The sequence below is a fragment of the Leifsonia sp. fls2-241-R2A-40a genome, assembly GCF_030209575.1.
Lineage (GTDB): Bacteria > Actinomycetota > Actinomycetes > Actinomycetales > Microbacteriaceae > Leifsonia.
This window is the reverse complement of sequence record NZ_JARVRS010000001.1, coordinates 1,727,171-1,752,529: the sequence shown is the minus strand read 5'-3', so window position 1 is coordinate 1,752,529 and position 25,359 is coordinate 1,727,171. Positions and strand designations below refer to the sequence as shown.

The 25,359-nt window shown below is 70.1% G+C and carries 19 protein-coding genes and 1 pseudogene; 8 read left to right on the top strand and 12 right to left on the bottom strand.

All coding sequences use genetic code 11. The features are described 5' to 3' along the window. The first annotated feature begins 22 nt into the window (after positions 1 to 22). Both QRN40_RS08825 and QRN40_RS08820 read left to right on the top strand, forming a co-directional pair. Complete coding sequence (locus tag QRN40_RS08825) at positions 23 to 1,810, top strand: glycoside hydrolase family 2 protein (protein WP_285115213.1); 1,788 nt, start codon at positions 23 to 25, stop codon at positions 1,808 to 1,810. A 40-nt stretch (positions 1,811 to 1,850) separates the two neighbouring features. Further along, positions 1,851 to 2,150: a hypothetical protein gene (locus tag QRN40_RS08820; protein ID WP_285115212.1), complete on the top strand. Its 300-nt coding sequence runs from the start codon at positions 1,851 to 1,853 to the stop codon at positions 2,148 to 2,150. A 377-nt stretch (positions 2,151 to 2,527) separates the two neighbouring features. Here QRN40_RS08820 and galU read toward each other — a convergent pair. The 7 genes and pseudogenes from galU to QRN40_RS08785 all read right to left on the bottom strand — a co-directional run. Beyond that, positions 2,528 to 3,412 (bottom strand): annotated as a pseudogene (gene galU, locus QRN40_RS08815) (UTP--glucose-1-phosphate uridylyltransferase GalU); the annotation flags it as partial. A gap of 25 nt (positions 3,413 to 3,437) precedes the next feature. Beyond that, complete coding sequence (locus QRN40_RS08810) at positions 3,438 to 4,856, bottom strand: UDP-glucose dehydrogenase family protein (RefSeq protein WP_285115211.1); 1,419 nt, start codon at positions 4,854 to 4,856, stop codon at positions 3,438 to 3,440. A gap of 21 nt (positions 4,857 to 4,877) precedes the next feature. Beyond that, positions 4,878 to 6,386 carry a glycosyl hydrolase gene (locus tag QRN40_RS08805; RefSeq protein WP_285115210.1) on the bottom strand — a complete coding sequence of 503 codons (1,509 nt, stop codon included), beginning with the start codon at positions 6,384 to 6,386 and terminating at the stop codon, positions 4,878 to 4,880. Continuing rightward, positions 6,379 to 7,947, bottom strand: a complete 1,569-nt coding sequence (locus QRN40_RS08800; RefSeq protein WP_285115208.1) for a glycosyltransferase family 2 protein — start codon at positions 7,945 to 7,947, stop codon at positions 6,379 to 6,381. The genes QRN40_RS08805 and QRN40_RS08800 overlap by 8 nt, the downstream gene beginning before the upstream one ends. 469 nt (positions 7,948 to 8,416) lie before the next feature. After that, positions 8,417 to 9,481, bottom strand: a complete 1,065-nt coding sequence (locus QRN40_RS08795) for a zinc-dependent alcohol dehydrogenase family protein (protein ID WP_285115207.1) — start codon at positions 9,479 to 9,481, stop codon at positions 8,417 to 8,419. A gap of 149 nt (positions 9,482 to 9,630) precedes the next feature. Continuing rightward, a complete protein-coding gene (locus QRN40_RS08790) occupies positions 9,631 to 11,784 on the bottom strand; it encodes an ATP-dependent Clp protease ATP-binding subunit (RefSeq protein ID WP_285115206.1) in 2,154 nt (717 codons plus the stop codon). Positions 11,785 to 11,907: 123 nt separating this feature from the next. Beyond that, positions 11,908 to 13,434 carry an MFS transporter gene (locus tag QRN40_RS08785; RefSeq protein WP_285115204.1) on the bottom strand — a complete coding sequence of 509 codons (1,527 nt, stop codon included), beginning with the start codon at positions 13,432 to 13,434 and terminating at the stop codon, positions 11,908 to 11,910. Between the two features lie 88 nt (positions 13,435 to 13,522). Here QRN40_RS08785 and QRN40_RS08780 point away from each other — a divergent pair, with 88 nt between their 5' ends. From QRN40_RS08780 to QRN40_RS08765, 4 genes are read left to right on the top strand one after another with little or no spacing between them, the layout of a single operon-like run. Beyond that, positions 13,523 to 13,918 (top strand): MarR family winged helix-turn-helix transcriptional regulator, encoded by a 396-nt coding sequence (locus QRN40_RS08780; protein ID WP_285115203.1) that lies wholly within the window; start codon positions 13,523 to 13,525, stop codon positions 13,916 to 13,918. A gap of 26 nt (positions 13,919 to 13,944) precedes the next feature. After that, a complete protein-coding gene (locus tag QRN40_RS08775) occupies positions 13,945 to 14,289 on the top strand; it encodes a hypothetical protein (RefSeq protein WP_285115202.1) in 345 nt (114 codons plus the stop codon). A 55-nt stretch (positions 14,290 to 14,344) separates the two neighbouring features. Beyond that, positions 14,345 to 14,968: a MerR family transcriptional regulator gene (locus QRN40_RS08770; RefSeq protein WP_285115201.1), complete on the top strand. Its 624-nt coding sequence runs from the start codon at positions 14,345 to 14,347 to the stop codon at positions 14,966 to 14,968. Further along, positions 14,965 to 15,903 carry a hypothetical protein gene (locus tag QRN40_RS08765; RefSeq protein ID WP_285115200.1) on the top strand — a complete coding sequence of 313 codons (939 nt, stop codon included), beginning with the start codon at positions 14,965 to 14,967 and terminating at the stop codon, positions 15,901 to 15,903. The genes QRN40_RS08770 and QRN40_RS08765 overlap by 4 nt, the downstream gene beginning before the upstream one ends. A 13-nt stretch (positions 15,904 to 15,916) precedes the next feature. Here the strand turns inward: QRN40_RS08765 and QRN40_RS08760 are convergent, their stop codons facing one another. From QRN40_RS08760 to QRN40_RS08745, 4 genes are all read right to left on the bottom strand, one after another. After that, positions 15,917 to 17,443, bottom strand: coding sequence for an APC family permease (locus tag QRN40_RS08760; protein WP_285115199.1), 1,527 nt, complete (start codon positions 17,441 to 17,443; stop codon positions 15,917 to 15,919). Positions 17,444 to 17,625: 182 nt separating this feature from the next. Continuing rightward, a complete protein-coding gene (locus QRN40_RS08755) occupies positions 17,626 to 18,744 on the bottom strand; it encodes a class I SAM-dependent methyltransferase (protein ID WP_502878905.1) in 1,119 nt (372 codons plus the stop codon). A gap of 280 nt (positions 18,745 to 19,024) precedes the next feature. After that, entirely contained in the window at positions 19,025 to 20,410 is a 1,386-nt protein-coding gene (locus tag QRN40_RS08750; protein ID WP_285115197.1) for an APC family permease, read from the bottom strand. A gap of 44 nt (positions 20,411 to 20,454) precedes the next feature. Next, the gene (locus QRN40_RS08745; protein WP_285115196.1) at positions 20,455 to 22,077 is read right to left on the bottom strand and encodes an amidohydrolase; all 1,623 of its coding nucleotides are present in this window, start codon (positions 22,075 to 22,077) and stop codon (positions 20,455 to 20,457) included. Positions 22,078 to 22,160: 83 nt separating this feature from the next. Here QRN40_RS08745 and QRN40_RS08740 point away from each other — a divergent pair, with 83 nt between their 5' ends. Next, positions 22,161 to 22,841: a TetR/AcrR family transcriptional regulator C-terminal domain-containing protein gene (locus tag QRN40_RS08740; protein WP_285115194.1), complete on the top strand. Its 681-nt coding sequence runs from the start codon at positions 22,161 to 22,163 to the stop codon at positions 22,839 to 22,841. A gap of 9 nt (positions 22,842 to 22,850) precedes the next feature. On the opposite strand, the gene corA is transcribed toward QRN40_RS08740, so the two are convergent. Beyond that, on the bottom strand, positions 22,851 to 23,822 hold the full coding sequence (gene corA, locus QRN40_RS08735; RefSeq protein ID WP_285115192.1) for a magnesium/cobalt transporter CorA: 972 nt from the start codon (positions 23,820 to 23,822) through the stop codon (positions 22,851 to 22,853). A gap of 71 nt (positions 23,823 to 23,893) precedes the next feature. On the opposite strand from corA, the gene QRN40_RS08730 reads away from it, so the two are divergent. Continuing rightward, complete coding sequence (locus QRN40_RS08730) at positions 23,894 to 25,273, top strand: alpha/beta hydrolase (protein WP_285115191.1); 1,380 nt, start codon at positions 23,894 to 23,896, stop codon at positions 25,271 to 25,273. Positions 25,274 to 25,359: the final 86 nt, after the last annotated feature.

The window sequence follows — 25,359 nt, the reverse complement described above, 5'->3', positions numbered from 1 at the left end:
ACGGATCGGGCATGCTGAGGGGATGCTCACCGAGGAACGCCGCGTGGATGCGGCAACCGCCCAGGACGGCCGCTACCCGCGGCCGCAGCTCGTGCGGGCGGACTGGCTCGACCTGTCCGGCCCGTGGACGTTCGCGTTCGACGACGAGGACCGCGGCCGCGGGGAGCACTGGGAGCGGTCCGGCGCGCTGAGCGGCGTCATCCAGGTGCCCTTCCCGTTCGAGTCGGAGGCGTCCGGTGTCGGCGACACCGGCTTCCATCCCGTCGTCTGGTACCAGCGCACCGTGTTGCGGGACGAGCTCCCGTCGGGTGAGCGCCTCATCCTGAACTTCGGCGCGGTCGACCACTCGTGCGAGGTCTGGGTGGAGGGCCGCTCGGCCGGCCGTCACGAGGGCGGGTCCACCCCGTTCTCGCTCGACATCACCGACCTCGTCGGCGACGGCGACTTCTCCGTCACCGTCCGCGCCGAGGACGACCCGGCCGACGTCGCGCAGCCGCGGGGCAAGCAGGACTGGCGGAACCACCCGCACTCGATCTGGTACCACCGGACCACCGGCATCTGGCAGCCCGTCTGGCTCGAGGCCGCCGCGGACGTCCGCGTCGTGCAGCTGCACTGGCTCACCGATGTGCCGGCCGGCGAGGTGACCGCCCAGCTGCGTCTGAGCCGCCCGGCGCCGGCCGGCTCCACGGTGCGGATCACGGTCGCGCTGGGCTCCGAAACACTGGCGAGCGTCGAGACGACGATCGCCGGGCGCGAGGCGGAGGTGCCGTTCCGCATCCACCGCCAGACCAACGGGCAGGCCTACGAGGAGCTGCTGTGGTCGCCCTCGCACCCGACCCTTCTCGATGCCACGGTGAGCCTCCTCACTCCCCGCGGTGCGGGCGACGTGGTCACGTCGTACTTCGGTCTCCGCTCAGTGGCGGTCGAGGGCGGCCGCTTCCTGCTCAACGACCGCCCGCTCTACCTGCGCTCGGTGCTCAACCAGGGCTACTGGCCCGAGTCGCACTCGGCCGCGCCGAGCGCCGATGCGCTCCGCGCCGAGGCGCAGCTCATCCTCGACCTGGGCTTCAACGCCACGCGTCTCCACCAGAAGTACGAGGACCCGCGGTTCCTGTTCTGGGCCGACAAACTCGGCCTGCTGGCCTGGGGCGAGGCGCCCGCCGCCTACGCCTTCAGCCCGGAGGCGATCCGGCGCAGCGTGACGGAATGGTCGGCCGTGCTCGACCGCGACCGGTCGCATCCCTCGATCGTCACCTGGGTGCCGCTCAACGAGAGTTGGGGTGTGCAGCACATCGCGCACGACCCGCGGATGGTGTCGTACGCGAAGGCGCTGGTGCACCTGACGAAGACGGTGGACCCGAGCCGGCCGGTCATCTCGAACGACGGGTGGGAGCACGCGGCGTCCGACATCCTGTCGATCCACGACTACGACCACGACCCGGAGCGGGTGCGCGAACGGTACGCGAACCGCGAGGGCATCCTCGCTGCGCCGTTCACCCTCCCGGGCCGCCGCCTGATCGTCGACGGCGAGCAGCGGCTCGACGCGCCGATCATGCTGACCGAGTTCGGCGGCATCTCGTACACCGAGAACGGTCCGGCCGACGCGTGGGGCTACTCCACCGCCACGAGCCAGGCCGACCTGGTGGAGCGACTGCGCGCCCTCGTCGGCGCCGTGCGTTCGTCCGCTCCGCTGGCCGGCTACTGCTACACGCAGCTCGCCGACACCGGTCAGGAGACGAACGGGCTCGTGTTCGAGGACCGCCGCCCGAAGGCGCCGATCGAGGAGCTGCGGACGATCTTCGGAGCGTGAGCGCTGTCGACGGGAGCGGCCGCGGCGTACCGTGCATCCCATGACCGAGAGCACCACCGCCGACCTGGACGTCCCCGCCGGCGCCAGCCCGAAGACCGTCGCCCACGTCATCCACTACCGCCGGAAGACGTACGTGACGAAACCGGCCGAGGGATACGCGCTGCTGAAGCGGGTGCGGACGCTGCTGCGGGACGGCACGACGGACCTCGTTCCGCTGACGCACCGCGACGGTTTCGTGTGGCTGGCCGTCGGCCCGAGCATCCCGATCGCGATCGACGAGATCGAGACGGATGCGTGCCACACCGAGAGCCACACGCTCAAGCGGCTGGGACTGGGCTGACGGACGCGGCGACCAACGTAGGAGACGCGGCCGCTTCCGTCGGATAACCGTCCCGGGATCTCCTACGTACCGCGGTACGGGCGGACCGGAGCGGTCCGCGCGGGGGGCGTGGGGGTTGAGGGGGTCGCCTCCCGCGCGGACCGCGTTCAGGCGCCCGCGGTCGGGACGAGTTCTCGGGGTGGGGCCTCGACGTCGGCGGCCGGCTTCGCCGGAGTGGCCTTCGCGGGCTTCGGCTTCGCAGCGACGTCGGCCGACGACGATGCGGCCGCGGACGGCGAAGCCGAGGACACCGCCACAGCCACCGCCACCACCGGCACCGCCGCGGGCGCCGGCATCGCGGGGAACGTCGGGATGGGCGCGGTCTCCGCCGGGCCGGCGGTCGTCGCGAACTCCTTCAGCCAGGGCAGGAGGTCCGGGCCGAGGTCTTCGCGGGCGACGGCCATCTGCACGATGGCCTTCAGGTAGTCCAGCCGGTCGCCGGTGTCGTACCTGCGTCCGCGGAAGATCACGCCGTGCACACCACCGGTCCAGGCCGGCGCGGTCGCGAGGCCCTGCAGCGCATCCGTCAGCTGGATCTCGCCGCCCTTGCCCGGCTCCGTCTTCTCCAGGATGTCGAAGATCTCCGGACGGAGCACATAGCGGCCGATCACGGCGTAGTTCGACGGCGCGTTCTCGCGGCTGGGCTTCTCGACCAGGCCCGTGATCCGCACCACGTCGTCATCGTCCGTCTCGACCACCGCGGCGGCGCCGTACAGGTGGATGGACTCGGGCGGCACCTCCATGAGGGCGACGACCGTGGTGTTCAGGGCGTGCTGCACCTCCAGCATCCGGGACAGCAGCGGGTCGCGTGCGTCGATGATGTCGTCGCCGAGGAGCACGGCGAACGGCTCGTGCCCGATGTGCATCTTGGCGCGGAGCACCGCGTGGCCGAGGCCCTTCGGGTCGCCCTGGCGGACGTAGTGCATCTCGGCGAGCGAGGTCGAGTAGCTGACCTTGAGGAGCCGGTCCATGTCGCCCTTCTTGGCGAGGGCGTCCTCCAGCTCCGCGTTGCGGTCGAAGTGGTTCTCGAGGGCGTTCTTGTTGCGGCCGGTCACCAACAGCACATCGTTGAGACCGGAGGTCACGGCCTCCTCGACGACGTACTGGATGGCCGGCTTGTCCACCACCGGGAGCATCTCCTTGGGCATGGCCTTGGTGGCCGGGAGGAAGCGCGTCCCCAACCCGGCGGCGGGGATGACCGCTTTGGTCACATAACTGGTCATGGTTCTCTCCTGAGGTCGACGGGGTTCAGCGGACGGGGGCGAGGGCGGCGAGGTCGTCGGCCAGCGGCGCCACCTCGGGCACGGTGCCCATGGCGTAGACGCTCCAGCCGGCGCGGCTCCACGCCGTCGCGTCGAGGCAGTTGCGGCCGTCGATCACGCTGCGGCCGCTGACGATGTCGCGCAGGGCGGCCGGGTCGGCGGTGGTGAACTCGTCCCACTCGGTGAGCACGACCGTCAGGTCGGCGCCGGTGAGCGCCTCCTCCATCGAGTCCGCGTAGCCGAGCGTCGGGAACAGGCGCTGCGCGGTCGCCCGGGCCTGCGGGTCGTAGACGACCACCTGAGCACCGCGCAGGTGCAGGGCCGCCGCGACGTTCAGCGCCGGGGAGTCGCGCACGTCATCCGTGTGCGGCTTGAACGCGGCGCCGAGCACGCCGATCCGGCGGTTCAGCACGGAGCCGCCGAGCGCCTTCAGCGCCAGGTCGATCACCCGCTGCCGTCGGCCCATGTTGATCTCGTCGACCTGCTGCAGCAGACCGACAGCGCCGTGCGCGCCGAGCTCGTTCGAGCGGTGCATGAGTGCGCGGATGTCCTTCGGGAGGCAGCCGCCGCCGAAGCCGAGGCCGGCGTTGAGGAACTGCCGTCCGATCCGCTTGTCGTGACCGAGTGCGTCAGCGAGGAGCGAGACATCCGCCCCGGCCGCGTCGCACACCTCCGCGATCGCGTTGATGAACGAGATCTTGGTGGCGAGGAACGCGTTCGCGCTGACCTTCACCAGCTCGGCGGTCGGCAGGTCGGCGACGAGCACGGGCGTGCCCTCGGCGATCGGCTTCTCGTAGACGCGGCGCAGGGTCGCCTCCGCCGCAGCGGACGTGCCGCCGAAGACGAGCCGGTCGGGAGACAGCGTGTCCTCGACGGCCTTGCCCTCGCGCAAGAACTCGGGGTTCCAGACCACCTCGACATCGATCCCGGCGGGGACCACGTCGGCGACGATCGCACGGAGGCGGGCGCCGGTCCCGACCGGGACGGTGGACTTTCCGACGATGAGACCGTCGTGGGTCAGGTTCTCGGCGACCCCGCGCGCCGCAGCCTCCACGTAGGAGAGGTTCGCGGCGAACGAGCCCGACTGCTGGGGCGTGCCGACGCAGATGAAGTGCACGTCCGAGACGGCGACGGCCTCCGCGAGATCGGTCGTGAAGGTGAGCCGGCCGGCGGCGACGTTCCGGCGGATGAGCTCCGGCAGGCCGGGCTCGAAGAACGGCGCGCGTCCCTCCTTCAGCTCCTCGACCTTGCGGGGGTCGGTATCGACGCCGACGACGTCGAAGCCGAGCTCGGCCATGGCGGCCGCGTGGGTGGCGCCGAGGTAGCCGGTGCCGATGACGCTGATGCGGGGAGCGGGCCGGCCTTCGGCCGCCTGCGGGGTCTGGGTCTTCTTGGGAGCGGTCATGATGATCGTCCTTTCCGGTCGTTAGGGAGCGGGAGTGAGCTCGAAGTCGTCCTCAGGTCTGGTGAGGCCGGCGATGAACGCGGAGAGCGAGTCGGAGCGGGAGTCGATGCGCCAGTCGTTCGTGGCGCGCTCCCCCTGCACGTAGCTCGTGATGGCGAGGTTGAACCAGCTGAAGCCGATGATGTCCGAGTTCTCGGGACGGCCGAGCGACTCGAAGAACGAGCTCACCCAGGTCGCCTTGTGGCCGCCGATCTCCGAGGCTCCGACCTCCGAGAGCAGGATGGGCTTCTTGGCGATCGAGCGCAGCATGTCGAGGCTGGTCTTGAACGTGTAGTCGAACGTGTACTGCTGGTCCGCCCGGTACGGCGGGCGCAGGTAGCCGGAGAGACCGACCCAGTCGACGTACGCGTCCCCCGGGTACAGCGAGCGGAGGTACTCCTCCGACCGCAGTGACGGCGACAGCTTGTTGACGATGTTCGGGGACCAGTCCCAGATCACGAGGTCGTTGGCGCCCTCCTGCTGGAAGATGTCGTGCACGTGCTGCCACATCTTCACGTAGTCGCCGGGGTTGTTGCCGTTGATCGTGCCGCCGTTCCCGTCGCTCTCGGACCACGGGTACCAGTTGCCGTTCATCTCGTGGTCGAGACGGATCGCGAGCGGGAGCCCGGTGGCCACGATGTCCTTGGCGTACTGGTGCAGGTAGGTGTCGAATTTGCCGTCGATGATCTTGGGCAGCGAGTACTCCGGGGAGTTCACGACGTTGTTCGCGTCGCCGATCGGGCGCGATTCCCAGGTCAGCAGCGGGAGGCGGCCCTGCTGCCAGGAGCGGGTCACCGCGTTGGCGCGGAAGTTCTCATCCCAGCCGCTGAAGTAGCCGACCATGTTGGGCGAGACGCCCACCTTGGCGCTGGTGGCGTCGAAGGTGGCCCAGTTGAAGGGAGCCTGCTCGGTGTACATGCCGTAGTAGCGCTTGGCCGGTGCGACGAGGTCGGCGCGGGCCGGGGCGGTGATGGGTGCGGGCGCGCTTCCGCCGCCGCCGCTGCCGTTCCCCGACGAGCCGGAGCCGGTGGCGGAATGGCTGGACCCGGCAGCGGTGGAACCCGAGGCGTGCGAGCCCGAGGCGCCCTTGGCCTGCGCGGCGGAGAGCTGCGCCTGGACGCTGGCGAGCTGGCTCTGCGCGGCCGAGGCCTTCTGCTGCGCGGTGGCGAGCTGCTTCGCCGTGGCCGCCTGGGAGGCCAGGCTGGCCTTCTCCATCGCCGTCAGCTTGCCCTTCTGAGAGGCGATGGTGGCGGTCGCGCGGTCGAGGTTGCGCTTGAGTTCGGCGTTCTGGGCGGCGAACGGCGTCACCACCTCGGCGGCCTGGTCGACCGCCTTGCGCAGCGGCGCTCCGGTCGGGGAGACCCACACGTAGGCGGAGATGCCGACGAGCACGGCGGTGAGGACGATCGCGGCGGCTGCTGTCGCCTGCGATCGCGCTTTGGACTGGGACCACCACACGGCGGCCCGGGTGGGGGCGGTCTGGTCAGACAAGGAAGAGAGCCTCCAGGGTCAGGATCGCGATACCGATCAGGTACGGGATGGCGGCGAGCGGGTTCAGCCGGCGTCGCGCCTTCTTGGTCACGGACGGGGTGGATGCGGCCTTGGCCTGGGCGCGAGTGGTGACCTCGGTCCGGGTGGTGACCTCGGTGCGGGTGGCCAGCTGCGTGCGGGTCGCGAGCGCTGTGGCGGTGGTCATTCCGCCCACGGAGTCAGGGAGAACGGGACCGGACGCCGGCAAGACGTCCGACTCGGCCGTACCGGAGGCGTGCGCCGCGATCTCCGCCTCGGAGCTGATCTCGGCGGGACCGCCGGCGTAGGCGCCGGCGCGGGTGCCCCATCCACTCGCATGCGCCATGCGGAAGAACCCGAGCAGGCGGATCGGCATGAGGAAGAACGTCGAGACGATGATGAACACCGGCAGCCGGAAGAAGTCGCTCGGCTTCTCGGAGAGGTGGCGGATCTGGCGGATCGACATGCTGATCACCGAGGAGGCGACCATCAGCGCGACAACCGTCAGGATGCCGCCCTCGATCCCGTAGGACTTCAGGAAGCCCTCGTAGAAGTTGTAGCCACCGCCGGTGATCGACCGGTAGATCCAGCCGCCGATCACTCCCGCGAGCATGAACGGGAGCAGGATGTCCATCACGAAGAAGAAGGCCAGCAGCGGCGCGTGGCCGAGCATCCACGGGAGCATCCGCATCGTGTTGTACTGGCTGCCGCGCGCCCAGCGGAGCTGCTGCTTGAACAGCTTCTTCACCTTGAGGGGCGCATCCGTGTAGACCAGGCTGGTGTGCTGGTAGACGGTGCGGTAGCCCTCCTTGAGGGTGAGGTTCGTGAGCGTACGGTCGTCCGACACCTCGAGGAAGACCCCGAGGAACTTCTCGGTCATGAACTTGTCCATGACCCGCATCAGGATCGAGCGGCGGAAGGCGATGGTGCGGCCCGGGAGGCAGCCGATCTGCCCGACGACGCTCTGCGCGGGCATCGAGTAGAGGGCGCGGGAGTTCTCCAGCCAGTCCGCCCAGCGGGTGATCCAGCTGCGGGTCGGCTCGAGGATGCGCTGCTTCGTCGTCACGCCGCCGACGCGCTGGTCGGCGAACGGCTTGACGAGTTCGGCCAGCGTCCCGTCGGTCCAGATCGTGTCGGAGTCGACCAGCACGGTGATCTCACCGGTCGACATCTTCGTGCCGATCATGACGGCGTTGCGCTTGCCCGGGATGGGCGTGTGCACCCAGCGCACCAGGGGCGCGAACTCCTCGCAGACCTCCGCGAGCTCCGGGTTGGGGGCGCCGTTGATCACGACGATGATCTCGCCCGGCTTCTGCTCGACCATGCGGCCGAGCACGTCGCGGAACAGGTCGAGCGGCTCGTCGACCACGGGGACGACGACGCTGGTCGTCCCGTGGAATTCGCCGGTGTACGCGCGGTAGCGGCGCGACATCAGGACCTTCACGATCCAGATGACCCAGATGAGAGCTGAGTAGATCGCGAAGAGGTAGAACTCCGGGTGCCCGCCGAGCATGTGGCGGAGCTGTAACAGAAAGATGAACACGGACGGGACCTCTCACGTGGGGTGGGGTGGGCATCCGCAACGCTGGGGATCTGGTCGGGTTCGGGTGGGTTGTGGATAGTTCTACGTGGGGTACGCACCGACCCGCAAGTGGGGGTGGAACGGGTGTCTTCCGCGTGTCGCGTCGTCCCCCATTGGAGGGTGTCCGCAGACACGCGGACACTCGGCGGACGGCTTCGACCGTCGCCGACCGACCCGGGTGACGAATGGAGAAGTCCCGATCAGGGTGGCATTCGCCCAGCCGGAGCGTCCCGGGCGATTCGCCGCGACGGCGCGCCCGGGATGCGCGCGCCCTGTACCCCGGTCGCGCGGCCGAGAGAGGGCCGCGGAATGTTACGAACTTTTACACGTGCGACATATGCCGTTCACATCCGGGCGTCCGATCGGGACGACGAGAAAGCCCGCCGGCACATCGCGTGCCAGCGGGCTTCGTCGTTTCTGGGGTCTCGGTTCAGGGACGCACGAGCGTCTTGATCGCGCGGCGCTCATCCATCGCGGCGTACGCCTCGGCGATGTCGGTGAGCGGCACCTCCAGGTCGAACACGCGTCCGGGGTTGATGGCGCCCGACCAGACGTCCTGGAGGAGGTCCTCGACGTAGTTGCGCACGGGTGCGACGCCGCCGTTCACGCCGATGTTGCTCTGGAACAGCGGGCGCACCGGGAGCTCGGGGCCGCCGTTCGGCACGCCCACGTAGCCGACCATGCCGCCGGGACGGGCGGAACGGATCGCCTGGTCCATCGACTCCTTCGTTCCGACCGCCTCGAGCACGCAGTCGGCGCCGATCCCGTCGAACAGCTCCTTGACGGCGGCGACTCCGGCGTCGCCGCGCTCGGCGACGATGTCCGTCGCGCCGAACTCGCGGGCGAGCGCCTGGCGCGTCTCGTGGCGCGACATCGCGACGATGCGCGAGGCACCCAGCCGCGCGGACGCCAGCACGGCGCAGAGACCGACAGCTCCGTCGCCGACGACGACCACGGTGCTCCCCTCGGTGACACCGGCGGAGACCGCGGCGTGGTGTCCGGTTCCCATCACATCCGAGAGCGTCAGCAGGCTCGGGATGAGTTCAGCGCTCGGGTACTCGGGGGTCGCGACGAGCGAACCATCGGCGTGCGGGACGCGGACGAACTCGCCCTGGCCGCCGTCGGCGAAACCACCGATGCGGTCCTCGGAGCCCCACCATCCGCCGTTCAGGCACGAGGTGCTGACGCCGTTGCGGCAGTTCACGCACGTCATGTCGCAGTCGTAGAACGGTGCGATGACGAAGTCGCCGGGCGTGATCGTCCGCACGTTCGCACCGACCTGCTCCACGACGCCGACGAACTCGTGCCCGATGCGGTGCGGCTCCTTCGTCGGGGTCACGCCGCGGTACGGCCAGAGGTCGCTCCCGCAGACGCACGCGGCGACGACGCGGACGACCGCGTCGAGCCCGTCCGAGCCGGGACCGGTGTACAGGGTGGGGGTGGGGACGTCTTCGAGGCGCACATCGCGCTCTCCATGGATGACAGCAGCACGCATGATTCGAGCCTACGCGCACGGCGGGGCCGTCTCCGACGTGGGAAAAGGAGGAGAACGGCGTCCTGGAGGGGCGGAAAACGCGAAAGGGAGGAATTCACATCCGCAGATGGACGGGAACTCCTCCCTTTTTGGCAGGAGGCGGACGCGCGCTAGTCGCGGACCGGTACGACCGTGAGGTGGTCGGCCTCGCGGTCGAGGTCGACGCGCACCAGGTCGCCGTCGCGCACCTCGCCGGCCAGGAGCTCGGTCGCGAGCCGGTCCTCGATCTCGCGCTGCATCAGCCGGCGTAGCGGCCGCGCGCCGTAGATCGGGTCGTAGCCCCGCTCGGCGAGCCACGCCCGCGCATCGGGGGTGACCGCCAGCTCCAGCCGCCGCTCGGCGAGGCGGCGCATGAGCCGGTCGATGCCGAGTTCGACGATCTCGCCCAGCTCCTCCTGTGTCAGCGTGGAGAACACGACGATGTCATCCAGCCGGTTCACGAACTCCGGCTTGAACGCCTGGCGCACCATCTGCAGCACCGCCTCCTCGCGCTCGGCCGGGCTCAGCGTCGGGTCGACGAGGAACTGGCTGCCGAGGTTGGAGGTGAGGATGAGGATGGCGTTCCGGAAGTCGACCGTGCGGCCCTGCCCATCCGTGAGCCGGCCGTCGTCGAGCACCTGCAGCAGCACGTCGAACACCTCGGGGTGTGCCTTCTCGACCTCGTCGAGCAGGATCACCGAGTAGGGTCGCCGGCGCACGGCCTCGGTCAGCTGACCGCCCTGCTCGTACCCGACGTATCCGGGAGGGGCGCCCACCAGCCGCGAGACGGAGAACTTCTCGCCGTACTCGCTCATGTCGATACGGACCATGGCCTTCTCGTCGTCGAACAGGAAGCCGGCGAGCGCCTTCGCGAGCTCGGTCTTGCCGACGCCGGTCGGGCCGAGGAACAGGAACGAACCCGTGGGCCGGCTCGGATCGGAGATGCCCGCGCGGGTGCGGCGCACCGCATCCGCGACCGCCTGCACAGCCTTCTTCTGGCCGATGATGCGGCGGCCGAGCTCCTGCTCGAGGTGCAGCAGCTTCTCGGTCTCGCCCTGGGTGAGGCGGTCGACGGGGATGCCCGTCCAGGCAGCGACCACGGCGGCGATGTCGTCGGCGGTCACCTGCTCGTTCACCATGCGCGGGTGCTCGTGCTCGGCCTGCTCGGCCTCCGCCAGCTCCCGCTCGATGCCGGGGATCGTCTCGTACTCGATCCGCGACGCCTCCTGGTAGCGGCCGTCGCGCAGCGCGAGGTCGCGCCGGGTCTTGGCCTCCTCCAGCTGCGACCGCAGCTCGCCGACCCGGTTCAGCGACGCCTTCTCGGCGCGCCACCGGGCCTGCAGCTCCTCCAGGCGGCGTTCCTGCTCCTGCAGGCGCTCGCGCAGCTGCTCGAGGCGCGCCTTGCTGGCGTCGTCCTTCTCCTTCTTGAGCGCGAACTCCTCCAGCTTCATCCGCTCGACCTGACGCTGCAGCGTGTCGATCTCGACGGGGGCCGAGTCGATCTCCATCTTGAGCCGGGATGCGGCCTCATCGATGAGGTCGATGGCTTTGTCCGGCAGCTGGCGCGCGGTGATGTACCGGTTCGACAGGGATGCCGCCGCGACGAGCGCGGAGTCCTCGATCGTCACACCGTGGTGCGCCTCGTAACGGCCCTTGAGCCCGCGGAGGATCGCGACGGTGTCCTCGACCGACGGCTCACCCACGTACACCTGCTGGAAGCGGCGCTCGAGCGCCGCATCCTTCTCGATGAACTCGCGGTACTCGTTGAGGGTGGTCGCACCGATCAGGCGCAGCTCCCCGCGGGCGAGCATCGGCTTCAGCATGTTGGAGGCCGCGACCGAACCCTCGCCGCCGCCCGCACCCATCAGGATGTGGAGCTCGTCGACGAAGGTGATGATCTGCCCCTCCGCGTCGTTGATCTCCTTGAGGACCGCCTTCAGGCGCTCCTCGAACTGGCCGCGGTACATCGCGCCCGCGACGAGCGCGGACAGGTCGAGAGCGACGAGCTGCTTCCCCTTGAGGGAGTCGGCCACGTCGCCCGCGACGATGCGCTGGGCGAGGCCCTCGACGACCGCCGTCTTGCCGACGCCGGGCTCGCCGATGAGCACGGGGTTGTTCTTGGTGCGGCGGGTCAGCACCTGGCTGACGCGCCGGATCTCGGCGTCCCGCCCGATGACCGGGTCGAGCTTGCCGCTCTTGGCGATCTCCGTGAGATTGACGCCGTACTGTTCGAGAGCGCTCTTGGCGTCCTCCTGAGTGGAGGGAGCGCCCTGCATGTTCGCCATGTGGTTCCCCTTTTCGTTGCGATCAAACTTGAGTCTACTAAGCTCAACTTTGTCGCGGGAAGAGCAATTCCCGAAATCCACGAGGAAAAGCAGGGATGCGGCGAGCCGCAGGACGCTCCCCTGTCAGTCCTCCACCAGGCGATCGACGCGAGCCCGGAGGCGGCGGCGCTGGGGCACCGCGGCGACGATCAGGCCGGCGACTGCGAGCGCCGCGCTGAGGTAGAGCCCCGGCAGGAAGTGCTCCAGCTGCGCCGCGATCCCGGTGCCTGCGCCGCCCGATCCCGCGATCAGGGCGGAGGTGACCGCCAGGGCGAGGGCCCCGCCCACCTGCGAGCTGGTCTGCACGAGCCCGGCCGCGAGTCCCTGCTCGTCGTCGCTGACCCCGGTGGTCGCCTGCACCTGGATGGACGGGAAGCCGATCCCGAAGCCGACACCCAGCAGCAGCACGGACGGCAGGATGTCGAGCCAGTACACCGGGGCGGTCCCGAGCCGCAGGAAGAGCAGGTAGCCGGCCGACAGCGAGGCCAGCGCCACGATGATCAGCGGCGGCGGCCCGAAGCGGTCGATCAGGCGGTCGGTGAACGGTGCGCTGAAGGCCACGACGAGTCCCGTGGGCAGCAGGGCCAGCGCCATGCTCAGCGGCGACCAGCCGAGGACGTCCTGCAGGTACAGCGTGAGGACGAACTGGAAGGACACGTACGACCCGAAGAGGGTGATGGCGGCGAGGTTGGCGCGGAGCACCGAAGCGACGCGGAAGATCCCGAACCGGATGAGCGGATGCCGCACGCGCAGCTCGACGACGACGAACACCCCGAGCAGCACTCCCGCGGCCACGAAGCCCAGGATGGTCTGCAGCGAGCCCCAGCCGACGCCCGGCGCCGAGACGACGGTGTAGACGAGCGCGAGCATCCCGAGCGCCAGCGTCACAGCACCGGCGATATCGTGACCGGCGCCGCGCTCGCGGGCGTCCTTCGGGACGAAGAAGAAGCCGAGCACGAGGGCGAGCAGAGCAAGCGGAACGGAGAACAGGAACGTCCAGCGCCAGCTGAACGTGGTCATCAAGCCGCTCATGATCAGGCCGAGCGAGAAGCCGCTCGCAGCGAACGTGGTGAAGATCGAGATGGCGCGATTGCGCTGTGGACCCTCCTCGAAGTTCGTCGTGATCAGCGAGAAGGCGGCGGGCGCCGTGAACGCGGCCGCCACTCCCTTCACGAACCGGCTGGCGATGAGCAGCCCGGCGTCGGCGGAGAGCCCGCCGGCGAGCGACGCGACGGTGAACACGGTCAGCGCGACGAGGAGCACGGTGCGGCGACCGAGCAGGTCCGCGAGGCGGCCACCGAGCAGCAGGAGGCTGCCGTAGCCGAGGACGTACCCGGAGACGATCCACTGCAGCGAACCGGTGTCGAGGCCCAGCTCCTTGCCGATGGAGGGGAGGGCGACACCGACCATGGAGACGTCGAGGCCGTCGAGCGCGATGACGATGCAGGTGGCGAGCAGGAGCAGCCAGCGCGCGCGGCTCCAGCGGACGCGGTCGCCTGCGGCGGAGGTGGGCGTGGAGGACGTGGAGGACGTGGAGGACGTGGAGGACGTGGACGGCGCGGATGCGCCGGGGCGGACGGCCGGACGGGATGCGGTGTCGGAGTTGAGCACGAGAGCAACTCTATGACACGGAATAGATTGTGTCAGCAACCTATGCACATTCATCGAAATCTCATGGAAGTGGCGGTATCGTGAAGGCATGAACATCCAGGGCGACGTCTCGGCCCGCTGGCGCGAGCTGCAGAGCCTCTACCTCAGCACCGCGGCCGAACTGGATCGCACCCTCCAGCAGAGCATGCAGCTCGGCCTCAGCGAGTACGAGGTGCTCGACCTGGTGGCCGGCTACGCCGACGACGAGTGCACCATGCGCAACCTCGTCGACGTCATGCCCATGACGCAGAGCGCGCTGTCGCGGATCGTCGACCGGCTGGTCAAGGCCGGACTCGTGGAGCGGAACACCTGCGACTACGACCGCCGTGCGCTGTTCGTGGGCATCACTCCGGCCGGCGCGGCCACCCACCGCGAGGCGAAGCGCACGTACGACGGCCTGCTCGAGAAGGCGTTCGCCGGCGCCGAGGACGTGGCCGCGCAGTAACGCCGCGGCGCAGTACTCTGGGCGCCATGGTGGATCCGGCCGAACTGCGCGTCGTCCTGATGGACAGCGCGACCGCTGCGACCCTCGCACAGGTGCTGCCGCTGCTGCTGCTGACGCTGATGGTGGAGCTGCGGCGGGTGGAGGTGCACCGCCGCGGGCGCAACGTCCGGCTCACACGAGTGCTCCTAGGCGTCTTCTTCGTCGCGTTCGGGGTCGTCGAGACGGTCTTCGTGCTGTCGATCGACGGCACGTTCATCCCGTTCACCTGGAGCGACCTCATCGCCGCACTGAGCATTTTCGCGCTGCTGGCACTGCTGTTCGTGCTGTCGCTGCTCGAATCGCCGTACCACCGCCGCCACGACGAACTGTAAGTACTGGTAGTGACACTACCGGTAGTGACACTACCGGTAGTGCTACTATCACTGCGTGCTCATCACCGAACTCGCCGAACGTTCCGACACCGCCCCCACCACGATCAAGTACTACGTGCGCGAAGGGCTGCTTCCGGCGGGTGAGCGGGTCGGCGGCAACCGCACGCTCTACGGCGAGGAGCACGAGCGACGCCTGCGGCTCATCCGCGCGATGCTCGAGGTCGGCAAGCTGTCCATCGCCTCGGTGAAGAACGTGCTCGACGCGCTCGACGAGCCGGATGCGCCCATCGCCCACACGTTCGACGTCGCGCAGCAGGCGCTGTCCCGCTCCGCGGTTCCGCTGGCCGACCCCTCGCCCGCGTCCCTGGAGCGCATCGACGCCGTCGCCGAGCGGGCCGGATGGACAGGCTGCGAGGACAACGTCGGGCGTGACATCGCCGCGCGCGTGGTCGACGCCTTCGCCGCGTCGGGGTTCCCGCTGCCCGACGACTACCTCGACCGCTACGCGGCCGCCGCGCGCATCCACGCCGACGCGGACCTCGGCGCGGTCGCAGTGCTCCCCGACGCGTCCCGGATGACCGAGCTCATGGTGATCGGCACCGTGCTCGGCGACTCGCTCGCGCTCGGCCTGAGGCGCATGGCCCAGGCCGTCGTCACCGAAGAGAGAAGAAGCTCATGAAAGCCGTGTTCACCTGGCACCGCCCGTTGATGACGGTCGCCGCCCTGATGGTGGTCAGCACGCTGGTCTGCCTCGTCGGCCTGCTGGTCGACCCGCGGCAGGTCACCGGGCTCGACGTCTGGGCCAAGCCGCTGAAGTTCTCGCTGTCGATCCTGCTGTACAGCGTGACCTGGGCGTGGCTGATCGCGCACCTCCCCCGCTGGCGCCGGATCGCGCACGCGACCGGAACGGTGGTGGCCGTTGCGCTCATCGTCGAGCAGGTGCTCATCGTGGGCGCCGCAGCGGCGGGGACCACCAGTCACTTCAATGTGTCGACGCCGGTCTCGAGCGTCGTCTGGGGCGTGATGGCCGTGTCGATCACGACTCTCTACGCGTGCACGTTCCTGACGACGATCGCCGTGTTCTTCCTTCGCCTGAGCACGCGGTCGACAACACTCGCCGTCCGCGCCGGGGCCGTCATCGCGCTCGTCGGGATGGGGCTCGCCTACCTGATGACCAGCCCGACGGCGGCCCAGCTGGCGGACTTCCGCGGCATCGCAGGCGCGCACACCGTCGGACTGGCCGACGGCGGTCCCGGGCTGCCGGTGCTCGGGTGGAGCACCGTCGGCGGCGATCTGCGCATCCCGCACTTCATCGGGATGCACGCCCTGCAGCTGCTCCCGCTGTTCGCGGTGCTGCTGGGCTGGCTCGGGCGGCACTGGCGGCCGCTCGCCGACGACCGCGTGCGCACGCGGCTGGTCTGGGTCGCCACGGCCGTCTACGCGGGCGTCGTCTCGCTGGTGACGGTGCAGGCGCTGGGCGGCCAGTCGATCGTGCGCCCCGACGGCGTCATCCTCGCCGCCGGGACGGCCCTGGCGGTCGCCGGCCTCGTGGCGGCCGCCCTCGTGCTCACCATCCACCCGCGCGCGCACGCCCCGCTCGCGCCCGCCGCCTAGCGAGGCGGCTGAATCAGCGGGCGGCGGGGTCGCGGTCGTCGATGTTGGCGGGGGCGGCGGCGTCGAGCTCCTCCGGGAGTTCCAGCGGACGGCGCGTGTAGTAGCCGCGCGCCTTGCGGTAGAAGAGCACGATCGGCACGATGCCCACCAGGATCAATCCGAGGCCCAGGACGTTGACCACGATGGCGTCGCCCTGGAAGTTCTGCACGATGCCGACCACGAAGATGACGCCCATGAAGATCGCGCCGACCGCCGGCCACAGCCCGATCAGGATGAAGTTCTTCACCGACTTCAGCAGCACGCGGCGGTATGCGACCACCACTGCGACGCCGGCGAGCGTGTAGTAGAACGCGATCTGGATGCCGATGGACGCGATGGCGTTCGCCATGATGTCGCCGACGTTGCCGATGAAGTTCGATCCGATGAACAGCACGATCGAGACGCCCACGATCACGAGCGTCGCGAAGGCGGGGGTCTTCCACTTGGGGTGGATGCGGCCGAACGCCTTCGGGATGGTGTTGTCGCGGCCCATCGAGAACAGGGTGCGGGTGACCTGGATGAGCGTCGTCTCCAGCGTCGCGATGGTGGACAGCGCGACCGCGACCACCAAGAGCTTGCCGCCGATGCCGGGCCAGACGGCGTCGCCGAGCACCGACAGCACGTTGGCACTGTTGGCCTCGATCGTCTTCGCGGGCAGGATGACCAGGGTCGCGATGGTGAAGATCTCGAACAGCAGGAAGACGATGATCACGCCGATGATGCCAGCGGAGCCGGCATTCTTGTGGCCGTCCTTCGTCTCCTCGTTGAGGTTGGCCGCGACATCCCAGCCCCAGAAGTAGAAGGCGGCGATGAGGGCGGCGGACACGAAGACGCCTTGGCCGGTCAGGTGCTGGAAGCCGAGCCAGTCCCAGGAGAACGACGGACCGGCGTGCGCCGACGTCGCGGCCCGGACGATCATCAGCACGGCGAAGAGGATGAGGATGCCGACCTCGATGACCGACATGATCCACTGCGCGCGGGCGGTGACGTGCACGCCGAAGAGGACGCACGCCGCCATCACGAGGAACCACACGGCACCGACACCCGTGATGAGCGGAACGTTGTCGGCCTGTTCCGGCGCGAACAGCGTGACCGTCATGGCGCCGGCGGGCAGCGCGCCCGCGACCATGAAGATGGTCGCGGAGATGACGAGCGCCCATCCCGACAGGAAGCCGAGGATGGGGTGGAGCGCCCGAGCGACCCACGAGTACGCGGCGCCGGCGTTCACGTCCAGGCGGCCCAGGTACAGGAACGCCCACGCGATGCCGAGCATCGGGATGCCGCACCAGAGCAGGGCGGCCGGAGCGCCGAGGGCGGCAGCTCCGACGAGCGTCGCGGTCGTGGCCGCGATCGAGTAGGCCGGGGCGCTTCCCGCGACCGCCATCACGATGGAACCGGCGGCGCTCACGCCGTCGGCCTTGAGCGCGTGGTCGCGCTCGCTGCGGTTCTGCTCGGCGCCGCCTCCGTGCGGGGCGTCCGGCCGGGAACTCGTCTGCGTCATTGCTCTCCCTGGCTTGAGGGTCGCGCGTTCGGCGGCGCGAGGCGCGACGTCGATGTGCAACAGGGGGACGTTAGCAACAACGGGCCTGAAGAACAAGAAGATTACGACGGATTCGGTTGCCGATCTGCTGATCGAACCCTGAAAACGTTGCGAAAAGCCACATCCGCGGCCGAAAGCCGCTCTCAGTCATCCTGGTGCGACGCCGTGACGGTGAACTTGGCGTTCCGCGCGATCTGGCGCGTCGGCCCGACCGAGCGCTCGAGTGCGGGGCGGTAGCCGAGGTGCGAGTTCCAGACGGTCCAGAGTTCGCCGCCCGGAGCGAGCACCCGGCCCGCCTCGGCGAAGAGCCTGAGCGCGATGCCGGTGTGCACGGCGCCGCCGATGTGGAACGGCGGGTTGAGCAGGATCAGGTCGGCCGAGGCGTCGGGCTGCGACGCGAGGCCGTCGTCGCGCACGACGGTCACGCGGTCGGCGACCCGGTTCGCGGCGGCCGTCGCGGCGGCGGAGGCGACGGCGGCGGCGGACTGGTCGGTGGCGACGACGCGGAGCTCCGGCCGGGCGACGGCGAGCGCGGACGCGAGCACGCCCGTCCCGCAGCCGAGGTCGACGGCCGTGCGCGCATCCGGGACCGCCCGGTCGAGTACGGAGAGGAGGAGGCGGGTTCCGATGTCGATGGAGGTTCCGGCGAACGCGGCGCCGTGGGCGCACACCCAGAGGCCGGTCTGCGCATCCTGTGCTCGCTCCGGCCAGCGGTCGAGCACGGTCGCGGCGGCGGGATGCGGCTCCCGCGCGGTCAGAACGCGCGCCTTCTGCCGCGCGAGGGACGCCTCCACCGAGCCGAACACCTCGCCGAGCACGCCGTTCATCGCGGTCGTCATGTGCTTCAGCATCCCGCCCGCGTAGACCACGGCATCGGCGCGGGCGTGCTCGGCGATCAGGGTCGCAATCTCCGCGAGCGCGTCGAGGCTGCGCGGCAGGCGGAGCAGCACGGTGCGGGCGCCGCGGACGAGGGACTCGTCGAGCGGCCGGTGCTGGTACGTTCCGGCGAGGTCGAAGCTCGCGGCGTTGGCGTCGAGCGCGCGCTCGCCGGTGAGGGCGTCCTGGTGCACACGGATGCCGCGCGCGCCCCGCGCGGCGGCCGCGAGGGTCAGCGCGCCGTAGGCATCGCCGATGACGACCAAGCCCGGGGCGAGGACCGCATCGCCCGCGAGGTCGGCGAGCAGCCGGTCGGCCGCGTCGGAGGCGAACAGGTTGGGCGCCTCGACGTCGGGCCGGCGGCGGAGCCGCTCATAGTCGAACATGCCGTCCATCCAACCAGAGCGGTCAGAGCAACGTGCCCGAGTGCCGAGGGACGGCATGGGAGGCGACTCGGCGATATCCACGGCCCGGATTCCTCCGTTTGCCGACCTCGGCCGTCGGCTGTCACACGATCGCCTCCCTTTTCGAGGCGGTCGGAAAGGGAGGCGATCGGCGATGACACGCCGGCCGGCGACGGCGAACGGAGGACGCTGAGGTGCCTGTGGGCTGCAGGTTCCTCCCTTTTCCCCGCGAGCACCGGCCACGCTCGGCCGAGTGCCGGACTCAGGCGGCGGGGGCCTCCACGAGCTCCTCCTTCTCGGAGAAGTCCATCGTCGGCGGCCTGCGGCGGAAGCCGCGGGTCAGCACCGCGAGGTAGATGACGCCGACCAGCATCCACGAGAGCCCGACGATGAAGGTGGTCGCGGTCAGCGACGTCCACAGCCAGACGGTCAGCACGAACCCGATCGCGGGCAGCACGCCGTACCGCACCCACTCCCCCGCAGACGGCGCGGTGCGGCCGCCCTTCGGGAAGAGGTGGTGCCGGATCACGGCCAGGTTCACCATCGAGAACGCCGCCAGTGCACCGAACGAGATCATCGTCGCCGCCTGGTCCAGCGTCAGCACGAGCGCGAGCAGCGACACGATCGACACGGCGACCGCGGCGACCCACGGAGTGCGGAAGCGCGCGTGCAGCGTGCCGAAGATGCGCGGGAGCACACCATCCCGGCCCATCGAGTAGATGATGCGCGAGACGCTGACCTGCGTCGTCATGCCGGAGCCGAACGCGCCGACGACGTAGACCGCGACGAAGAACGAGGTGAGGAACGTGCCGCCCACCTTGGCCATCAGGTCGACACCGGCCGAGTCGACCTGCGCGAAGTCGCGCCAGTCCGGGTACACGAGTGCGCCCACCCAGGAGACCACGATGAAGATGGCCCCACCGATGAGGGTGGTGAGCATGATGGCGCGGGGGATGTCGCGCTTCGGGTTCTTCGCCTCCTCGGAGAGCGTCGAAACCGCGTCGAAGCCCAGGAACGACAGCGCCAGCACGGCGGCACCGGCGAAGATCGGCCCCAGACCACCTGAGCCGGGCAGGAACGGCTCGATCAGGCTCGGCGTGTGCGAGGACGGGTTGGTCGCCAGCTCCTTGATCGAGAGCACCACGAACACGACCACCAGCAGCACCGACAGGGCGACGATGGCGATGTTCAGCTTGTGGACCAGCGTGATCCCGAGCACGTTGAAGACGAGGACCAGCAGCAGCGAGGCCAGCGCGAACACCCAGCCCGGCACATCCGGGAACTGCGTGTTCAGGTAGAGCCCGATCAGCAGGAAGTTGATCATCGGCAGGAACAGGTAGTCGAGCATCAGCGTCCACCCGGTGAGGAACCCGATGTGGCCGCCGAACGTCTGCTGCGTGTAGGTGTAGGCCGAGCCGGAAACCGGGAACGCGCGCGCCATCGCTCCGTAGCTGAGCGCGGTGAACAGCATCGCGACGAGCGCGACGACGTACGCCGACGGCAGGTGGTTGTCGGTCGACTGCGTGACGATGCCGTAGGTGGTGAACACGGTCACGGGCGCGAGGTAGGTGAGCCCGAACAGCACGAGGGCGGTCGGGCCGAGCGCCCGCTTGAGCCTCGGCTGGACGGGGAGATCGGTCTGGGTCATGTGGTGCTGCCTCTCTGGTGAGTGGTGCAAGTGGGGGCGGGGTATCAGCTCCGGACGGTGGCCGCTCGGCGGACGCCGGCGACCCAGGTTCCGAGCACGCGGACGGATCGCAGATCGTGCGGGTCCACGTGACGCGGGTCGGTGTCGAGCCACACCAGGTCCGGGGCGGACCCCGGACGCAGCTCGCCGCGCGCGGTGCGTGCGAAGGCCTGGTGGGCGACGCCGGAGGAGTAGGCCTCCAGCGCGTCGGTGAGCGGGATGCGCTCGGCGGGGATCCATCCTGCAGCGGGCACCCCGTTGTCGGTCTGGCGGGTGACCGCCGTCGCGACGCCCGGGCGCCAGTCGGGGCTGCTGACCGGCCAGTCGCTCCCGAAGGAGATGCTCGCCGAGTCCAGCAGGGTGCGGATGGGGTACTGCAGTCGCTCGCGCTCGGGTCCGAGGCGAGGGATGGTCAGGTCGAGCATCATCGGGTCCAGCTGGGCCCAGAGCGGCTCGAAGTTCGCGATGACGCCGAGGCGCGCGAAGCGGGGGAGGTCGTCCGGGTCGACGACCTGGACGTGCGCGATGACGGGCCGGCGGTCGCGGGCGCCGTTGGTTCGCTCGACCTGCTCGAAGACGTCGAGGGCGGTGCGGGTGGCCGCATCGCCGATGGCGTGCAGATGCAGCTGGAAGCCGAGCTTGTCGAAGGTGACCGCCGCCGCGGTGAGTTCGGCCGCATCCCAGTTGGGGAGGCCGCGGTCGCCGGGGGTGTCGGTGTAGTCGGCGAGCATGGCGGCGGTGTGGTTCTCGATGACGCCGTCGACGAACACCTTCACCGTGCCGGCGCTGAGCAGCGGGTCGCCGAGCTCCTCGACGCGGCGGCGCGACTCGACGAAGGCCGGCACCTGGTCGCGCCAGCGCAGCGGGTCGGCGCGCAGCGCCAGGTTCACCCGGGTGGACAGGAAGCCGCGCCCGGATGCCTCGAGGTATGCCTCGACCTCCGCCGGCTCGACCCAGGCATCCTGGATCCAGGCGATGCCCAGCTCGGCGTAGTCGGCGGTCGCCAGGCGCAGCGCCTCCACGCGCTCCTCGTGGCTGCGCCCGGGCTCGACCGGGAGCAGCAGATCCACGGCGCCGGGCTCCTGCAGGATGCCGAGCGGCGACCCGTCGGGGCGACGCGGGATGCGGCCCAGCGCCGGCTCCGGCGTGCTCGCGTCGATCCCCGCCCGGCGCAGCGCCTCGGAGTTGACCCAGACGGTGTGGTAGTCCCAGGCCCGCAGCACGACCGGCCGGTCGGGGACCGCCTCGTCGAGCCAGCGCGCGTCGAACATCCCCTCGGGTGCGAGCGTGGCGTCGTAGCTGCCGCCATAGATCCACTCCTGCTCGGGATGCGCGTCCGCCCACTCCTTCACGCACGCGACGACCTCGGCGACCGAGCCGCAGGCGCGGACCTGCGGGCCGAGCTTCTCGAGGCCGCCCTGCAGCGGATGCGCGTGACCGTCGCCGAACGCGGGAGCGAGCACTCCGCCCAGCAGGTCGACCGTCTCGGCGCCTCCGGCGCGGAGGGCGACGGCGTCCGTCCCCGTCGCGATGACCCGGCCGTCCTCGACGGCGATCGCGGAGTACTCCTCGGCGTCGGCGCGATAGCTGCTCAGGATGGTGCCACCGGTGAAGACGGTCGTGCTCATACAGCCTCCGTGTTACGAATAAATGAACGACATTCTTTTATTTCGTCAGATACTAGGGTGTGATCGAGCCGGAGGGGAAGAGCATGGCGGAGATCGATCGCCCGGCGCGGCGGGTGGGCCGCCCGAAGACGACGGTGCTGACCCGCGAACTCATCGCCAACGCCGCACTCGGGCTGCTCGACGAGTCCGGTCCGGACGGATTCACGATGGCGCGGCTGGCGCAGGCGCTCCGCGTGCGGCCCAGCGCCCTCTACAACCACGTCGACGGCAAAGAGGATGTGATCGCGAGCGTCCGCGAGCTCATCTCCGACCGCATCGACGTGCACGGGTTCGAGACGCTGCCCTGGGATGAGGCGATGCTCGACTGGGCGCACTCCTACCGCGTCGCGTTCGCGACGCATCCTCCGACGATCGCGCTGCTGGCGACCCTTCCGCTGAGCGGCGCGCGCCGCACGATGCGGATGTACGACGCGGTCGTCGCGGCGATGCTGCGGGCCGGCTGGCCGGCGCACGAGGTGCTGCCCACGATCGTCGCGGTCGAGTCGTTCATCCTCGGCTCGGCCCTCGACGCCGTCGCACCCGGCGACATGTTCGACCCGGCCGGATCGGAGGACGAGGTCCCGGCTTTCGCGTCGGCGTACCACGCACGGGCGGACGCGCTCGGCGATTCGCCGCCCGCGGACGCGGCCTTCACCGTGGGACTGGAAGCGCTGCTCGACGGCCTGCGGCTGCGCTACGCGCGGGTGCGCGTCGCGACGCCGTGACGGGCCCGGCTAGATCCACCCCTTGCGCTTGAACACGAAGTACAGGCCCACGCCCATCCCGAGCATGAGCAGCAGCGCGAACGGATAGCCGAACGCCCAATGCAGCTCCGGCATCACCCGGAAGTTCATGCCGTAGATCGTGCCCACCAGCGTCGGGGTGAACAGGATGGCGGCCCAACCCGAGATCTTCTTCACCTCGTCGTTCTGCTGCTGGCCGACGAGGGTCGTGTGCACCGTCAGGGCGTTCTGCAGGATCTGGCGGAAGCCGTCCGCGCGCTCGGTGACACGGATGACGTGGTCCTCCACGTCGCGGAAGGCGTTGCGGAGGCTCTCGTCCGCCTGCTTCGCCAGCAGTCCCTCGCGCAGGCTCATCATCACCTCCCGCAGCGGGTCGACCGCGCGCTGGAAGTGCATCACCTCGGTCGACAGCTCGAAGATGCGCCTCGAAACGCGCCGGTCGCCGGAGAACAGCTGGTCCTCGATCTGGTCGATGTCGTCCTCGAGGCCGGCGACCACCGGCGTGTACTCGTCGACGATCTCGTCGAGAACGCCATACAGGGCCGCCACCGGGCCATGCGCGAGCAGAGCGGCGTCGTTCTCGAGGCGGTGACGCACACCCGCGAGGTCGGGGGTGTCGAAGTGCCGGATCGTGATGATGAAGTCCTCGCCGAGGAACAGGTGCACCTCGCCGAACTCCACCTTCTCGGTCTCGTCGACGTAGCTCGCCGGCCGCAGCACCACGAACAGCATGGAGCCGTACTTCTCGACCTTCGCGCGCTGGTGGCCGGCGAGGGCGTCCTCCACCGCGAGGGCCGGGAGGTCGAACTCCTTGGCGACGGCATTCAGCTCCTGCTCGGTCGGGCGGTACAGCCCCACCCAGGCGAAACCTCCCCGGTCGCGGACCGCCTCGCTGGTCTCCTCGAGCGACGGCGGCTCGGTGCGGATCCCGTCCACGTACACGGCGTTGTCGACGATCATCACGCCTCCTTCCGGCGAACACGCTAGTCCCCCCGACCGGATGATCCGCCCGCGCCGTCCGTAGACTGTTCGGGATGCCCGCCCTGACCTGGCTCGCCGCCACCCTCGTCGTCGTCGGCGCGTATCCCGCGTACCGGTTCGCGCGCCGATCCTGGCGATTCCGGGCGGGGCCCACCGTGATCGCCGTGGTCGCCGGCCAGGTGCTCGGCCTCCTGCTCGTGGTGCTCGGCGTCGTCCTGCTCCCGCGCCCGGACCTGACGGGATGGGGGTGGTTCGTCCTCCTCCTGGCCGCGACCGTTCTGCCGCTGGCCATCGGGGACGCCGTCCAGTCGGAGGGGCGCGCGGGCGTCCGCAGCGCGCTCGCGGGTGTGGCGGCGGCGCTGATGGTCGCCGCACTCGGCCTGGCGGCCGCGCCGGCCTTCGCGCGGCCGACCGTGGCCGGCCGCAGCATCCCGGTCACCGCGACGACGCTGGCGGACGGCTACCAGCTCGCCGTGCGCATCCCGCCCACGGCGTCCGGATTCGAGGCGCGCGACGCGCACCTGTTCGTGCCGCCGGGATGGCTGCGCGACCCGTCGCGCACGCGACCCGTCGTCGAGATGATGATGGGCCAGCCCGGCAACCCGACCCTCGGAGCCACCCTCGACGCGCTCCACAGCCTCGGGGACGACCGGCTCGCGCAGGCCCCCTTCGTCCTGGTCGTCGATCAGCTCGGGTCGGTGGACGCCAACCCGCCCTGCGCCGACACCTCCGCCGCGCGACTCGACACGTACCTGGCTCAGGATGTTCCGGCCTGGATCGACGCGAACCTGCCGGTCTCGCGGGACCGCACCCAGCGTGTGATCGCGGGCTTCTCGCACGGAGGCGAGTGCGCCGCGTACCTCGGCGCGCAGCATCCCGAGAAGTGGGGTGCGGTCATCGACGTCTCCGGACCGGACAGGCCGGGCGAGTACCGCCCGCCCGCGACCCGCGACCAGTACTTCGGGGGCGACCAGGTCGCCTACGAGAAGACGTGGCCCGCGAACGTGCTCGCCTCCCGCGACTACCCCGAGCCCATGGTCGGCATCTTCGTCGCCGGGCAGGAGGATCCGAGATTCCGTGCACAGGTCGAGGACACCGCGACCGCGGCCGAGAACGCCGGCTGGAAGGTGACGTACTGGGCCGTCCCCGGCGAAGGGCACTCGGGGCCGACGCTGGTGAAGGGTCTGTCGACGGGCTACAACCACCTGATCGGATCGTGGCTCCGGTCAGGGGCGACGGGCGCGGGCGACCGGTTCCTCTGCGCGGCGGACGAGACGCCGCGCGAGTGCGGCGCGATCCAGGGGGCCGCCGTCGGCGGGACGGTGGCGATGGTCGACCTGTCCGTGCTCGCGGCGTTCCTGGTGCTCGCGCTCGCGCTGTTCTTCGCACGGAGCGGGGCAGCGCTGCGCGCCCGCATCCCCCTCGACGACTGACGCTGGCGCACCCTCACCCTCGCGCGATTTGCGCCGAATCGCGGTCTGGGCGACCGACCCGGCGACGATTTGCGCCAAATCGCGGT